This is a genomic window from Winogradskyella poriferorum (genome assembly GCF_036553625.1).
GTDB lineage: Bacteria > Bacteroidota > Bacteroidia > Flavobacteriales > Flavobacteriaceae > Winogradskyella > Winogradskyella poriferorum.
Map to the genome: position 1 here is coordinate 509,303 of NZ_JAZHOU010000002.1, position 15,147 is coordinate 524,449.

The window sequence follows — 15,147 nt, forward strand, 5'->3', positions numbered from 1 at the left end:
ATTTAATTACCTTCTGAGTCAGAATCGTCTTTTTTCTTCTTTTTCTTTTTACGCTTTTTCTTAAACTTACCAGTGTTGCCATTACCATTATCAATTTTCTTGTCTTTATGAAAATCTAAACGGTAAGAGGCACCAAATGCAATATTAAAAACAGAAGGCGTGTCTTTGGTATTAAATGCGATATTAGCATCTAGTTGAAAATCTTTTGTCCATAAATAAGCGCCACCAACTCTAAAAATATTATCAGCATAAAAATCACTATTAATACCTTGAGCTTCACCAAACACAACCCATTGAGGAGTAAAAGAGTGTGTTAAAGTAAGGATATACTGAAAATCAGAGTAATCAGACCCAATTCTATCTTTTATTAAGTTCATTACAAATACCCAACCACCATTAAAGTTGTTTTGAGTAGCAATCATAACTTTAGGGCTAAAACCTTCAACATCTGGAGCAGTGTAAGGATTGTTTTTAGTGTCAAAATTAGCACCTACGTAAACAGAAACAGCAGGAATTAAAGATTTCCACTGAAATTTTCTATTGGCATGATAACTATACAAATTAGGCTTAGCTTCTTCGGCATTTTTGTAAGGATCATAAATAAGGTATTTTGCTCCTAGTGTAAAATTTTTGAAATTAGAACGTTTGTCTTTAGTAGAAACTGAAGCATTATTGTATGTTATGTTGTCGTTTTGATATACACCATCTAACGAAAGTTCGAGCTCTTCAAATAATAATCCATATCGCAATGAGAAGTCTAGTCCAAATCCCGAGACTTCATATTGTAATGGTGTGTGCTCTTCGTTTACTGTAAATGCACCAAATTCTCCTTGTGCAACACCAGTACCAACAGAAAAAGCACTTTTAGATACACCAGGACGGTTAGAGTTAATGACTTCTGTGTACTGTGCATTTGCTGAGTTGTAGGTTAATGCTAAAAGAATAATAAAAAGTGATTTGAGAACTCTCATGGTTTCTTGGTTTAGGTTCAAATATATAGATTTTATAGTTTTTTTAAGGAAATATAACGGAATATAAGTAAGTATAATTGTATTTTTGGACATTACTTTTCTTTATGATACAAGAAGCTTCAATGACAGGGTTTTTAAGAACAATACTAATTATTCTTTTAGTATGGTATGGATTAAAGATTTTAGCAAGACTTTTTGCTCCTTTCCTTATGAAATATGTTGCTAAGAAGGCTGAAGAACGTTTTGGACAGCAATTTGGTGGATTTCAAAATCAGTCACAACAACGTAACAAACAGAAACGTAGAGAAGGTGAAACTATCATAGACAAGATGCCAGAGCGTCATAAATCTTCTAATGACGAAGTAGGTGAGTATATTGATTACGAAGAAATAGATTGATTTTAATGGTCTCAAATTTGAGATTGTCATTAAATTTTAAGTACTTTTCAATCTGAATTATTTAGATACTTTTTCATGTCATTTTCATTCAAACGAATTTTACCGCATATCCTTGTTCTTTTAGGGTTTGTAATATTATCATTAGCTTATTTTAATCCGGTTTTACAGGGTAAAAAAATATTTCAAAGTGATATAATGCACTACATTGGTATGGCGCAACAGCAAAAAGATTTTGCGCAATCTACTGGTGAAGAAACGTATTGGACTAACAGTGCATTTGGTGGTATGCCAACATATCAACTGGGAGCTAAGTATCCGCACAATTACATCAAAAAACTAGATTTAACATTACGATTTTTACCAAGACCAGCAGATTATCTGTTTCTCTATTTTATAGGATTTTATATTTTACTCTTATCCCTTAAAGTAGACTTTAAACTTTCAGCGCTTGGTGCTTTAGCTTTTGGTTTTTCAACCTATCTCATTATAATTTTAGGTGTAGGACATAATGCTAAGGCTCATGCAATTGCATATATGCCGATGGTTTTGGCTGGTATTATTCTCACTTTTAGAAAAAGATATATTCTCGGTTTTTTACTCACTGTTATTTCTTTAGGTTTAGAGATAGTTGCCAATCACTTTCAGATGACCTACTATTTATTGTTCTTAGTGATAATATTGGGTATAGTTTATTTAATAGATGCTTACAAAAAGAACCTTTTACCTCATTATTTTAAATCGGTTGGATTATTGACAATTGCTGCTCTGTTGGCTGTAGGGCTTAATGCAACTAATTTAATGGCAACGCAAGAATATGCTAAAGAAAGTACACGAGGTAAAAGTGAATTAACCATAAATCCCGATGGTTCACCAAAAGAAGCTACTTCTGGTTTAGATAAGGATTACATTACAGAATATAGTTATGGTCTCGTAGAAACATTCAATTTGTTCATTCCTCGTTTTATGGGAGGAGGAAATACAGAAGATATAGGTAAAAACTCTGAAACCTATAAAACTTATATTACTATGGGTGCATCTCCAATTGAGGCATTAGAACTTTCTAAAAATGCACCTATGTATTGGGGAAATCAACCTATTGTAGAAGCACCAGCGTATGTGGGTGCTGTAATTTTATTCTTGTTTGTTCTTGGCTTGTTCTTAGTAAAAGGCAGGTTAAAATGGTGGTTAGTTGCAGGTTCAATCTTCTCGTTGTTGTTGTCCTACGGAAAAACAGAGCCATTTAGCTTTATTACAAACTTTTTTATAGATAATGTGCCACTTTATGATAAATTTAGAGCTGTAACGTCTATACAAGTATTACTAGAATTATGTGTGCCTGTACTTGGTATTTTTGCTTTAGTTAGATTGTTTAATGATTTTGAAAAGGAAGAGCAAAAAGTAAAAGCGCTAAAATATACAGTTGCAATTACTGGTGGTTTGTGCCTTATATTCTTGCTGTTTAAATCTGTATTTTTTGATTTTGAAAGTTTCAGAGATCAAGGTATTCCAGAAATGTTGGTAGATGCTTTAATTGAAGACAGAAAAGCATTGTTTAATACTGATACGATAAGATCTTTAGTTTTAGTGTTATTATCTGCAGGAACCATTTATTTCTTTTTGAAGAAAAAACTATCTCAAAATATAGTAGTTGTTGTTTTCGCTGTTTTAATTCTTTTTGACTTGGTGTCATTTAACAGAAACTATGTTAATAATGATGATTTCGTTTCAGCGTTAAAAGTAGATAGACCTTATCAGCCAAATGCAGCAGATAAAGAAATATTAAAGGATAAAGGCCATTACAGAGTGCTAGATATGTCTACTCAAGGACAACGCCAACCAGCAAGAGCTGCTTATTTTCATAACTCTTTATTTGGTTATCATGCCGCTAAATTAGGACGCTATAATGATTTAATGGAATTTCATATTTACAATAACAATATGAATGTCCTAAATATGCTTAATACCAAGTATATTATAGCAGAGGACCAAGGGCAGATATTTCCGTATGATAATCCTGATGCTAATGGTAATGCATGGTTTGTTAGTGAGCTAGAAGAATTACCAAGTGCCAACGAAGAAATAAAAGCTTTGGGTAGTCTTGACACGAAGAATAAGGCTGTTTTGACATATAGTTCTAATGAGGTTTTTGATAATTCACTTCAAACTACACCAACAAAAGTTATAGGTAAATTAAAATTTAAAGTTGACTCTACGGCTTCAATTAAGCTTAAAGAACATAAGCCAAATTATCTTAAATACGAAGCTAATAATGCAAACAATGGTTTTGCAGTTTTCTCTGAAATCTATTATAAGGATGGTTGGAATGCTTATATCGATGGTGATTTAAAACCACATATTAGAGTTAATTATGTTTTAAGAGGTATGGAGATCCCAGCAGGTAAACACACTATTGAGTTTAAGTTTGAGCCACAGGTTATAGCTTCTGGAAGTAAAATAGCACTTGCAAGTTCTGCTATTTTTGGTGTTTTATTGTTGTTAGGTGTATTTTTTCAGTTTAAGAAAGAAAAAGAAGTTGTGTAGCTCTTCTAAATTATGAATTCTAAAAAAGTACTCATAATTGCTTACTATTGGCCTCCAGCAGGAGGACCAGGTGTACAGCGTTGGTTAAAGTTTGTAAAGTATTTACCTGAATTTGATATAGAGCCCATTGTATATTGTCCGGAAAATCCTAATTATCCTATAGTTGATGAGAGTCTGTTAAATGAAATTCCAAAGGACGTTACAATAATTAAACAGCCCATTAAAGAGCCATACCAATTGGCAAGTTTCTTATCTAAAAAGAGCTCTAAAAAAATTAGTTCTGGTGTTATTCCTAAGGCTAAAAAACAATCTCTAACAGAAAAAATGATGCTGTATGTGCGTGGTAATTTCTTTATTCCAGATGCGCGTAAAAATTGGATTAATCCTTCAGTTGCGTTTCTTTCAAATTATATTAAAGAAAACCATATTGAAACAGTAGTGAGTACTGGACCACCTCATAGTATGCATGTTATTGGTTCAAAATTAAAGCAAAGCTTAAATATAAAATGGTTGGCAGATTTTAGAGATCCATGGACTACGATAGGTTATCACAAAGCATTGAAACTTACAAAATCATCACAGCAAAAGCATATTGAATTAGAAACAGAAGTTTTAAATTCTGCTGATGAAATTATCGTTACCAGCAACCATACTAGAAACGAGTTTGAAACAAAAACTAACAAGCCTATTTCAGTTATAACTAATGGTTACGATACTCATTCCGTTAGAGTGGAAGAGAAGGACGCAAAATTCACTTTGTCTCATATTGGATCCTTGTTATCAGATCGAAATCCAAAAGTTTTGTGGGAGGTTTTGTCTGAACTCATCTCTGAAAACGAATCGTTTTCAAAAGCGTTTCAATTAAACCTTATTGGTGTTGTGAGTGATGATGTGGTAGAATCTATTCATAATACTGGATTAAAAAATCATACGAATGTTGTAGGTTATGTTAGTCATGATGATGCTATCAAGTTTCAGCTGTCATCACGATTATTGTTATTAATTGAAATAGACTCAGAGGACACTAAAGCCATTATTCCTGGTAAATTATTTGAATATTTAATTTCTGAAACACCAATACTTGCCATTGGTCCAGACGACTCTGATGTCCAACAGATTATAACCAAAACGAATACTGGAATATATTTTAATTATAATCAGAAAGAAAAATTAAAATCTCAAATAGTATCGTATTTTGAAGCCTATCAAAAAAATAGCCTCAATGTTAATGCTATTGGTCTTCAGCCATACAGTAGAAAAGCCCTAACAGAACGTTTGAGTGCTATTATAAAAGCGATGTAATCTTCAAGTTAATATCTTAAGTTGTATTTTGCGGTAATGGGAATCGTATTAAATCAATCATTTAAAAACACAATAAGCACTTACATTGGTTTTGGTATTGGTGCTATAAATACGCTTTTTCTTTACACTAATTTTTTGACCGATGAGTATTATGGTTTAGTTGCGTTTTTGCTATCTGCAGCCAATATTATGATGCCTTTTATGGCTTTTGGTGTACACAATGCCATCATTAAATACTATTCTACTTTCAAAACGAAAAATAGCTTAAACAGCTTTTTAACGCTAATGTTGTTCTTGCCTTTTGTTTTTATAATTCCGGCTATAATTATTGGTTGGTTGTCTTATGAAGGTCTTTCAGGTCTACTTTCAAGAGAAAATAATATTGCAGGAAATTACCTTTGGCATATTTTCATATTGGCTGTAGCCATGGCTTATTTCGAGATATTCTTTGCATGGTCAAAGGTTCAACTAAAAACTGTTTTTGGTAATGTGATGAAAGAAATTTTTCATCGCGTAGCAATAATGCTTTTACTGATTTCTGTGTTTCTAGAATGTTTAACAGCAGATCAATTCATATTAGCTTTAGTTGTCGTTTATGTTTTGCGTATGATGATTATGAAGTTATATGCTTATACAGTACGATTTCCAAAGCTAAAGTTTCAAAAAATTAAAGGTATTTCTTCAATCATAAAGTATTCACTTTTAATGATTGTAGCTGGCTCTGTAGCCATGCTTATATTAGATATAGACAAATTTATGATTGGTCTAATGTTAGAAAACATTGAAGAAGTGGCCTATTACAGCGTTGCAATCTTTATTGCGACGGTAATTGCTGTACCACAACGGTCTATGCACCAGATAATGATGCCTCTAACGGCAAAGTATCTGAACGAAAAAGATATGGGTTCGCTTGAAAATCTTTATAAGCGCAGCTCTATTAGCTTATTAGTAGTAAGCGGATTTATATTTCTTTTAATTATTCTGAATATCAACGAGCTCTATAAAATTCTTCCAGATGAGTTCACAGGCGGACTATTTGTGGTGCTCCTTGTGAGTCTTGCCAAGCTATATGACAATAGTTTAGGAAATAACAATGCTATTTTATTTAATAGCGATTATTATAAGATGGTTCTGTTGTTTGGTGTTTTATTAGCGGTTTTGGCTATAGTTCTCAATTTTATTTTTATTCCTGTATATGGAATAGAAGGCTCTGCGTTTGCAACATTTTTAGCTGTTGTGATTTACAATACAATTAAGCTTCTTTTTGTAAAACAAAAACTTAATGTTCAGCCGTTTTCTAGAGCTACATTGAAGATTGGTTTGTTACTCTTAGTTATAGCTCTGGCAATGTATTTTTGGGAATTTCCATTTCATCCTGTTGTAAATATCGCACTGAAGTCTACAGTAATATTGATAGTATATTTTGTATTAATACTTAAGCTAAATATATCGGAAGACATATCTATACAAATAAAAAAGTACCTAAAACTTTAGGTACTTTTTATAAAATGAGAAATCCCGTAAGGTGCTCTGAGGCATACATCATACGGGACTTCTACTAACCAACCAAAAAAATCATGTTTTATCTTTTATCCTCTAGTTCTTCTTGATCTTGACCTGGTAGAACTTTGGTTACTTTTTCTACTTGTTTTAGATCTTGCAGAAACTGAAGATGACTTTCTTTTGTTTTGAACTGTACTTCGTTGTCTGTTACTTTGAGAACTGCTTCTACTATATGTACGAGAATTAGTGCTCTTTGGTTTTGATATCGAAGTATTTTTTGTTCTCTTCACTTTATTAGACACAGAACTATTACCTCTAGTCACATTTTTTCTAGAATTTGTACTTCTAGAGATACTATTAGAGCGTGTAGACCTTGTAGGAGTTGATACCTTATTACTAGATCGACTAGTTCTAATGCTTCTGCTATTGTTATTGTTTCTTACATTTGGCTTAGAAACTCTATTTGTTGATCGTGTTTCAGATGCTTTATTATCTCTGGTAATTTTTCTAGAAGTTCCTGCTTCAGAATTACGTGATGATGTGCTTCGAGATGAACGTATTGTAGATTGCTCAGCTAAACGTGTTGAGCGCGTTCTTGTAATTTCAGCATTTCTTCTGCTAACCGTTCTTTGTATTGTACGCTCGCTTCTGTTTCTAGGTGTTTGCGCATAACTATCACTACTGTTTCGTCTTATAACCTGAGTGTTTCCTCGTCTTCCTACATTTACATTATAGTATCTAACATTGTTTCTGTAAGGTCTGTACCATATATGTCTTACTGGTGAATAAAACTGTCTGTACGGATTTACATTTATCACACAATAGTTAACTGGCGGAACAATATAGAATCTGTGCCAAGGTCTGTAGATATAAGATCTGTTATATACATTGATAAACCCATCATATCTCCAGTATACATTATTTCTGTAGTACACATTTAATCCACCAATTCTACTAATCCTGTTAAAACTATTATATGTTATGAAGATGTCTCCAATTTGGTTCACTCTTCCGTAAAAATCATAGTAGATAGGTGTATTTTCAATTTGAATGATAGCACCAAAACGATCGTACTGCACATAAGGGTTGTAGTCGTATCCAGAATTAAAACTAAGTGAAAAACCTGGTGCATCTATATTAACATTTACATCTGGTCCATAATCTGGAATATAAAAGTCGAACTGACCATCTCTATACACAGAAAACTCAATACCTCCTTCTGTAAATATGAAAGAATTGCTATAACCTCTCACGTAATTATTTGTTGAAGCATCTGCTTCTGATGTTGTTGTGGTGGTTGCGAATGAAGCTGTGGAAAAAGCCACTAAACTTGCAAATAAAAATAGAATCCGTTTCATAATAAAGGGTTTTAAATTAAACTCATTATCTATAAAACAAACAGCGTGCCAAAAAACTTAATGTATTGAAAATTAAATATTTATTAAAAATATAAAACCCTGAATTATTTGGGGAAATATTCAGGGTTTAGAAACCATTAGATTAATTGTAATGGTTTGTTATGCTTTAATCTTTTTTTGCTTTTTTACCTTGCCATTCTTTCGGTAATAGTAAAAATCATTATCATTCCAATTATCGTCCCAATCATCTTCATAACTATATGGGTAATGGTTATCTGATTCATATATACCGTTTCCAATATTATTGTGATTTACAAAACCTCTGGTTCCGATAACCATTCCATATCTGTTGTAAAGAATTCTTAGTCCACCAACTTGTTTCAGTTGTCCGCGTCTATAAGTCATATACACTGTGCCTGCACGTTTTATTCTTCCTTGCCTGTCATAGTTAATAAACACGTTACCAATTCGTCTTACTCTGCCTAATCGATTATGTCTAACTATAACACCTCTGCCAGTATGGTATTGACTTGTGTTTGGAGCACCATAGGTTCGATTTGTACTACGTCTATTACGTCTGTAATAGAAATCATCATTACCAGGATTAGTGGTAAACACTTCGGTATTAAAATCAAAGCTTCCATCCGGAAAGATTAAAAATTCTACACCTCGCTCTACAAAAGATATTGGCTGTGTAAAACCAAAACGATTAGTTTTTAAATCTTCCCCATTCGAAACAGCATCTCCTGCTGTTGTTGCTGTGGCAGATGTTAGTCCTACTAACACCATTGCCAGAAAAAGTAATTTACTTTTCATAATGTATAGGTTTTTAAGATTTACCCAATTCTAGCTTGTCTAGAATTTTAAGGTCTAATAGTTTAGAATTTCCAATTAACGTGCCAAGTTTTCAAAAGTTTGTTGTTCAGTGTTTTAGGTGTTTCTTAATTATGGTTTTTCTTAATTAAATGGAAATGATAGAAGGATGTTATTATAAAAAATGATTACTTTTAGTGAAGCTAACCAACAATTATGAGTGCCAACCTCGATACTTGTCAAAATTGTGAACAGGAATATGAAAAGGGGTTTAAGTTTTGTCCGCATTGTGGACAAAAAACTAATGACGAACTTACCCTTGGAGTACTGTTTTATAACACAATAAGTAATTACTTTTCTTTTGATGCTCGGTTTTTAAAAAGTTTTATTCCTCTTATGTTTAGACCAGGTTATTTGGCTAAAGAATTTATAAAGGGGAAACGTTTATTGTATCTACATCCTGCACAGATGTATCTGTTTATTGCTGTAATCTTCTTTTTTGTTTTTAGTTTTTATGCCAGAGATGGTAGAGAGGAGCTTGATAAAAATATGCAACGTGTATTAGAAAGCAGATCTGAAAAAGTGTTTTCAAAAGATAGTATTGATATTCAAGACTCTTTGGATGTAAAGGCTTTAACAGACCCTATAAAAAATAATGGTAGCACAATAGGCCTAAATGAAGAGGAGATTAAAACTTTAGACTCGTTATCTAATATTAAAATACCCAAAAAAGACATGGCTATGACTTTTAGTTTCGATCAGGAAAAGATAGATTCTTTATTAGCTGTAGGCGCTTCGGATAAAGAGTTGTATAGAGCTATGGGAATGTCTGATGATGCAGGTTATTTTACTCGAAAATTTTATGCTCAAGGTTTAAAGTTTTATAAAAACATGGGATTAGGGCAAGTCTATCAAACATTTATAGATAGTATACCTCTGGCTATGTTTTTCTTGTTACCAATTTTTGCTTTTTTATTGAAGATTTTCTTCTTCAGAAAAGGACGATACGCACATCATTTGGTGTTTAGTTTCTATTACTTTTCGTTTCTTTTTGTGGTCTTTACTATCATTTTTGGTGTAAATAGATTTTGGCCAATACCAGATGTTATAGATTGGTTAATTGCGCTCTCTACATTTTTCTATTTGTTGGTAGCAATTATTAAATTTTATGGGCAAAATTGGTTTTTAAGTTTTATAAAGAGTGGTGTGGTAAGCTTTTTGTTTTTACTATTTGTACTACCCTTATCTTTTACCATTTTAGGGTTTATTTCATTCTTTTTTTATTAACTAAATAACCCTATTTCCTTGTTGTACACAATCATTATGATACATTAAGAACAAAAATTATGCTGAATTTAATTCTAATATTGTTACCACTGATTTCATTTGGGCAGCATTTGAAATGTTGTAAATCTGTAAATGAAGTTGAATTATATTTAAATGGAAATTGGATAGAGAAAAAAGCTGAAGCTAATACGGTTTATGAGTTTTGGTTTGAAAATGGTAAAGGTCATTTGTCGGAAAAGGAAATTACCGAAAATGGTGATGAATTAATTGAACTAGAAATTCAACCTTATGTTGAAGTAATTAAATATGAAGGTGGGTTTAAAATAAAATTTACTTACCCTTATGAAAGCTGGACTTCGGAATTGAAATATTTAAATTCCAATAAACTAATTTTAATAAGGGATGGTAAAGAAACGGAATATTATAGGTACAAGAAATAAAACTCTAAATATCATATCTTTTCTTCAGAAAGAAATATAATTGAAGTTTAGAAAAACATTTAAGTCTTGTTTGATTCTGCATGCCAAATAGGTACATTTAAAAACTCACTTACAATATGCGCATCATCAATAATAGTTTTAAGGTTGCCATGATCTACAACGTTTCGTCTTGTGCCATCTTCTAAAACTAAATTTAATTCGTAACTACCATAACAACCATCACTATCTCTAATGGTTTCACCTATAATTTGAACAGCAGCAATAGTATTTAGCTTAAACTGGTGTTCTAATTCTCGTTCGTTAGGTTTAAAATTATAGCCTTTGTAATAATAGCCTGATTGTTTATCAAAAACACGTGGCTTGTATAAATGATAAAGTATATAACCTCCTGCAAAGGCAAATATTAGCCCAAAAGCTAGACCAAACAAATTAAATAAAGATGGATTATACATAAGCCCATCTTCAAAAATCATGTTAAAGATTACAAACCCTAAACCAACTCCAAAAAATAAAAATCCAAAAAGTGCTCCTCCAACCGATGGTCTGTACCTCAATTGAGAAGAAGAGCTTTCAACAATTGCATGTGTTTTAAAATTAGACCCACCAGGTTTTAGAGGTGTGATTTCAACATTATTTTTTATAGAAGTTTCTGTAAAATCAACAGAATCAATATCTCTTTTGTCGATATCTTTTTGATTGAATCCGTTTGATTGATTCATCTTATAATTTTTCTTTAAGATAGTTTCCTGTAACAGAATTTTTATTGGCAACAATTTCTTCAGGCGTACCAAAAGCTACCAGTTGTCCACCTTGTTTTCCACCCTCAGGGCCTAAGTCTATAATGTGGTCAGCACATTTTATAAGATCTATATTATGCTCAATAACTATTATAGAGTGGCCTTTTGCTATTAATGCTCTAAAAGATTTTAATAACTTCTGAATGTCATGAAAATGAAGTCCTGTGGTTGGTTCATCAAAAATGAATAATGCGTTATCACTTTTGCTACCTTTTCCTAAAAACGTTGCTAATTTTATACGCTGTGCTTCGCCACCAGAAAGGGTAGAAGAGGACTGACCTAAGGTAACATAACCTAAGCCAACATCTTGTAGTGGTTGCAATTTACCTTGTATTTTGGTTTCGTTGTGTGATTGGAAAAATGCTATGGCATCATCAATCGTCATATTTAGAATATCATCGATTGATTTCCCTTCAAACTGAACTTCTAAAACTTCTTTCTTAAAACGTTTACCTCCACAAGTATCACAAGTGAGGTGCACATCTGCCATAAACTGCATTTCAATAGTAACTTCTCCTTCACCTTTACAGGTTTCACAACGTCCACCATCAACATTAAAACTAAAATGCTTGGCTTTGTAGTTTCTAATTTTACTTAGCTTTTGCGAGGCATATAGTGCTCTAATATCATCGTAAGCCTTAACATAAGTTACAGGATTAGAGCGGGATGAACGACCAATAGGATTTTGGTCTACAAACTCAATATGCTTTATATTGCTGAAATTTCCTTTCATCTCACTAAACTGACCAGCTTTATCACTAAAGCCTGTGAGTTTCTTTTGTATTGCAGGAAATAAAATTTTCTTTACCAATGTACTTTTTCCACTACCAGAAACACCAGTAACAACGGTAAGCATTTCTAATGGAAAAGTAACATCAATATTTTTTAAGTTATTTTCTCTGGCACCAACAATATCTACATGGTATTTTGATGTTTTACGCTTTTCAGGAACTTTAATTTCTAATTGTCCATTAAGATACTGCGCTGTTAATGAGTTTGAGGTTAAGATGTCTTTAAACGTTCCTGTAGCTACAACTTCACCACCAAACGTTCCTGCTTCTGGACCAATATCAATGATTTCGTCAGCAGCTTTCATGATGTCTTCATCGTGTTCTACCACAATTACGGTATTACCAAGATCACGTAAGGCTTTTAAAACATTAATTAGGCGTTCAGTGTCTTTTGGGTGTAAGCCAATACTCGGCTCATCGAGTATGTACATAGATCCTACAAGGCTACTTCCTAAAGATGTTGCCAAGTTAATACGCTGGCTTTCTCCACCAGATAAGGTATTTGATCTTCGGTTTAGAGTTAAGTAACTTAATCCAACGTTAGTTAAGAACTCTAAACGTGTGTTAATTTCGGTTAGTAGACGCTTGGCAATTTTTTCTTCGTATTCGTTTAATTTTAAATCCTTGAAAAATACAGTTAACTCATTAAGCGGTAAGTCTACTAAATCTGTAATGGTTGCTCCATTAATCTTTACATAGTTCGCTTCTTCACGTAAGCGCTTACCTTTACAAACATTACATTTTGTTTTTCCTCTGTAACGCGATAGCATTACACGATTCTGAATTTTATAAGCTTTTGATTCTAACTCGGCAAAGAAGCTGTCTAATCCTTCAAAGTATTTGTTGCCCTTCCAGATTAAATCTTTTTGCTCATCACTCAGTTCAAAATAAGGTTTGTGTATTGGAAAATCAAATTTATGTGAATTATTCACCAACTGATCTCTGTACCAACTCATGCTTTCGCCTCTCCATGGAAAAATAGCATTTTCGTAGATAGAAAGTGCTGTGTTAGGTATCACTAAATCCTCATCCAAGCCTATAACATCACCATAACCTTCACATTTTGGGCATGCTCCATAAGGATTGTTAAAACTGAATAGATGCACATTAGGTTCTAAAAACGTCATACCATCTATTTCAAACTTGTTATTAAAAACAGTTTGCTTGTTATCTGAAAGCGATTCTATAATACAAGTGCCTACACCTTCAAAAAAAGCAGTGTCTATGGCATCTGCAAGTCTGTTTAGAAAGTCTTCATCGTCTTTGTAAACAATTCTATCGACCACAAGGTACAGATCTTTGGAAGAGGCTATGTTTTCTTTTAAAGCATCATCAATTCTAAGCACATCGTCTTTGTACTTTATCCTTGCATATCCTTGTTGTAATAAGGTTTGAAGTTTGTTTTCAACAGTTCTACCTTCTTCTAAAATAATAGGTGAGAGCAGTAGTAGCTTAGCGCGCTCTTCAAACGTTTTTATAAATTCTATAACATCTGTAACGGTATGTTTTTTTACTTCATTACCAGAAATAGGTGAGTAGGTTTTGCCAATTCTGGCAAATAACAACTTTAAATAATCATAAATCTCTGTAGTTGTACCAACAGTTGAACGCGGATTTGTAGAGTTTACTTTTTGCTCAATGGCAATAGCAGGCGCAATACCTTTTATGTAATCTACTTTTGGTTTGTTTAATCTTCCCAAAAACTGACGTGCATAACTCGATAAACTTTCTACGTAACGACGTTGACCCTCAGCGTATAAGGTGTCGAAAGCTAAACTAGACTTACCAGAGCCAGATAGTCCTGTAATAACAACCAATTTGTTTCTAGGAATGACAACATCAATATTTTTTAGGTTGTGCAGTTTTGCACCTTTTATGATGATGTTTTCTTTTGGATTAACGTCTAAAACTGTAGTGTTCATAGGATTATTGAGCATATAACTTTGCAAAGATACGTTATCTATTTAAGCTGATAAAATGCATTATTGTTAGATGAAATGTTAAAATTTGGTGGAAAATTTTGTTTTTTCGGAATGATTGTTGTTATATTTACCACATAATCACTTAAAAACGACTGCGTATAGCATAATATTACTTTAACAAATTTAACCCCTTGCACAGAAGTTAGCTTCTGGCTACTAAGAGTAATATTATGAAAAGAGAACTTATCCAAGACGCAGAGTTGGTCAGCAACTATATTAGAGGAGACGAAAGTGCACTTTCGGTATTGATAGAAAGGCACAAGCAGAAAATCTACAGTTTTATTTATTCAAAAGTTTATGATAGAGACATTACTGAAGATATTTTTCAGGATACCTTTATTAAAGTCATTAGAACGTTAAAACGCGGAAAATATAACGAAGAAGGTAAATTTTTACCTTGGGTAATGCGAATTGCGCACAACCTTGTTATTGATCATTTTAGAAAAAACAGTCGTATGCCTAAGTTTGACAATGCAGGTGAGTTTAGTATTTTCTCGGTATTAAGTGACTCTAGTCTCAATGCTGAAAAAAGTATGATTAAAGACCAAGTAGAGTCAGACGTTAGACGTGTTATTGAAGAATTACCAGAAGATCAAAAACAAGTACTTTTAATGCGTATGTATCAAGATATGAGTTTTAAAGAAATATCTGAGCGTACAGGTGTAAGCATTAATACTGCGTTAGGAAGAATGCGTTATGCACTTATTAACATGCGTAAAGTAATAGAGCAGAACAATATTATTTTAACAAATTAATACAATAAAGTATTTTAAGTTGCGTTTTAGTCATATATAAACCCTAAAATTGGTAATATGGCAAACATTTACTTTAACGCTTCCCCAAAAAAGAATAATAACCTAAAACCAAAAGATGAAACGATAAGTTTCCTTTTGAATTACTCAAAGGCTTTAAGTGTTATACATTATAATAAATTGAAGTTTGAAGCACTTCAGAATTAAGTTGG

General features: G+C 32.6%; 13 protein-coding genes. 8 read left to right on the top strand and 5 right to left on the bottom strand.

Translation table 11 applies throughout. The annotated features are described in order from the left end of the window. Nucleotides 1-2: 2 nt before the first annotated feature. Nucleotides 3-971: a transporter gene (locus V1468_RS08485; protein WP_331809810.1), complete on the bottom strand. Its 969-nt coding sequence runs from the start codon at nucleotides 969-971 to the stop codon at nucleotides 3-5. Nucleotides 972-1,075: 104 nt separating this feature from the next. On the opposite strand from V1468_RS08485, the gene V1468_RS08490 reads away from it, so the two are divergent. From V1468_RS08490 to V1468_RS08505, 4 genes are all read left to right on the top strand, one after another. Continuing rightward, on the top strand, nucleotides 1,076-1,369 hold the full coding sequence (locus tag V1468_RS08490; protein WP_331809811.1) for a DUF4834 family protein: 294 nt from the start codon (nucleotides 1,076-1,078) through the stop codon (nucleotides 1,367-1,369). A gap of 75 nt (nucleotides 1,370-1,444) precedes the next feature. Beyond that, nucleotides 1,445-3,910 carry a YfhO family protein gene (locus tag V1468_RS08495; protein WP_331809812.1) on the top strand — a complete coding sequence of 822 codons (2,466 nt, stop codon included), beginning with the start codon at nucleotides 1,445-1,447 and terminating at the stop codon, nucleotides 3,908-3,910. Between the two features lie 12 nt (nucleotides 3,911-3,922). Beyond that, on the top strand, nucleotides 3,923-5,212 hold the full coding sequence (locus tag V1468_RS08500) for a glycosyltransferase family protein (RefSeq protein ID WP_331809813.1): 1,290 nt from the start codon (nucleotides 3,923-3,925) through the stop codon (nucleotides 5,210-5,212). A 36-nt stretch (nucleotides 5,213-5,248) separates the two neighbouring features. Then, nucleotides 5,249-6,706, top strand: coding sequence for an oligosaccharide flippase family protein (locus V1468_RS08505; RefSeq protein WP_331809814.1), 1,458 nt, complete (start codon nucleotides 5,249-5,251; stop codon nucleotides 6,704-6,706). Between the two features lie 95 nt (nucleotides 6,707-6,801). Here V1468_RS08505 and V1468_RS08510 read toward each other — a convergent pair whose 3' ends face one another. After that, entirely contained in the window at nucleotides 6,802-8,073 is a 1,272-nt protein-coding gene (locus tag V1468_RS08510) for a hypothetical protein (RefSeq protein ID WP_331809815.1), read from the bottom strand. A gap of 159 nt (nucleotides 8,074-8,232) precedes the next feature. Continuing rightward, nucleotides 8,233-8,889 carry a hypothetical protein gene (locus V1468_RS08515; protein WP_331809816.1) on the bottom strand — a complete coding sequence of 219 codons (657 nt, stop codon included), beginning with the start codon at nucleotides 8,887-8,889 and terminating at the stop codon, nucleotides 8,233-8,235. Nucleotides 8,890-9,102: 213 nt separating this feature from the next. Here V1468_RS08515 and V1468_RS08520 point away from each other — a divergent pair, with 213 nt between their 5' ends. Further along, a complete protein-coding gene (locus tag V1468_RS08520; RefSeq protein WP_331809817.1) occupies nucleotides 9,103-10,173 on the top strand; it encodes a DUF3667 domain-containing protein in 1,071 nt (356 codons plus the stop codon). Nucleotides 10,174-10,232: 59 nt separating this feature from the next. Then, a complete protein-coding gene (locus V1468_RS08525; RefSeq protein WP_331809818.1) occupies nucleotides 10,233-10,613 on the top strand; it encodes a hypothetical protein in 381 nt (126 codons plus the stop codon). A 59-nt stretch (nucleotides 10,614-10,672) separates the two neighbouring features. Here V1468_RS08525 and V1468_RS08530 read toward each other — a convergent pair whose 3' ends face one another. Further along, nucleotides 10,673-11,332, bottom strand: coding sequence for a hypothetical protein (locus V1468_RS08530; RefSeq protein ID WP_331809819.1), 660 nt, complete (start codon nucleotides 11,330-11,332; stop codon nucleotides 10,673-10,675). 1 nt (nucleotide 11,333) lies between these two features. Continuing rightward, a complete protein-coding gene (gene uvrA, locus V1468_RS08535; protein ID WP_331809820.1) occupies nucleotides 11,334-14,123 on the bottom strand; it encodes an excinuclease ABC subunit UvrA in 2,790 nt (929 codons plus the stop codon). A 230-nt stretch (nucleotides 14,124-14,353) separates the two neighbouring features. Here uvrA and V1468_RS08540 point away from each other — a divergent pair, with 230 nt between their 5' ends. Continuing rightward, nucleotides 14,354-14,938: an RNA polymerase sigma factor gene (locus V1468_RS08540; RefSeq protein WP_304140873.1), complete on the top strand. Its 585-nt coding sequence runs from the start codon at nucleotides 14,354-14,356 to the stop codon at nucleotides 14,936-14,938. Between the two features lie 57 nt (nucleotides 14,939-14,995). Further along, nucleotides 14,996-15,142 carry a hypothetical protein gene (locus V1468_RS08545; protein ID WP_171032501.1) on the top strand — a complete coding sequence of 49 codons (147 nt, stop codon included), beginning with the start codon at nucleotides 14,996-14,998 and terminating at the stop codon, nucleotides 15,140-15,142. Nucleotides 15,143-15,147: the final 5 nt, after the last annotated feature.

Coding starts and splice junctions, on each gene's coding strand:
- V1468_RS08505 (WP_331809814.1), top strand. CDS start 5,249: ATGGGAATCGTATTAAATCAATCATTTAAAAACACAATAAGCACTTAC.
- uvrA (WP_331809820.1), bottom strand. CDS start 14,123: ATGAACACTACAGTTTTAGACGTTAATCCAAAAGAAAACATCATCATA.
- V1468_RS08525 (WP_331809818.1), top strand. CDS start 10,233: ATGCTGAATTTAATTCTAATATTGTTACCACTGATTTCATTTGGGCAG.
- V1468_RS08530 (WP_331809819.1), bottom strand. CDS start 11,332: ATGAATCAATCAAACGGATTCAATCAAAAAGATATCGACAAAAGAGAT.
- V1468_RS08500 (WP_331809813.1), top strand. CDS start 3,923: ATGAATTCTAAAAAAGTACTCATAATTGCTTACTATTGGCCTCCAGCA.
- V1468_RS08510 (WP_331809815.1), bottom strand. CDS start 8,073: ATGAAACGGATTCTATTTTTATTTGCAAGTTTAGTGGCTTTTTCCACA.
- V1468_RS08520 (WP_331809817.1), top strand. CDS start 9,103: ATGAGTGCCAACCTCGATACTTGTCAAAATTGTGAACAGGAATATGAA.
- V1468_RS08515 (WP_331809816.1), bottom strand. CDS start 8,889: ATGAAAAGTAAATTACTTTTTCTGGCAATGGTGTTAGTAGGACTAACA.
- V1468_RS08540 (WP_304140873.1), top strand. CDS start 14,354: ATGAAAAGAGAACTTATCCAAGACGCAGAGTTGGTCAGCAACTATATT.
- V1468_RS08495 (WP_331809812.1), top strand. CDS start 1,445: ATGTCATTTTCATTCAAACGAATTTTACCGCATATCCTTGTTCTTTTA.
- V1468_RS08485 (WP_331809810.1), bottom strand. CDS start 971: ATGAGAGTTCTCAAATCACTTTTTATTATTCTTTTAGCATTAACCTAC.
- V1468_RS08545 (WP_171032501.1), top strand. CDS start 14,996: ATGGCAAACATTTACTTTAACGCTTCCCCAAAAAAGAATAATAACCTA.
- V1468_RS08490 (WP_331809811.1), top strand. CDS start 1,076: ATGATACAAGAAGCTTCAATGACAGGGTTTTTAAGAACAATACTAATT.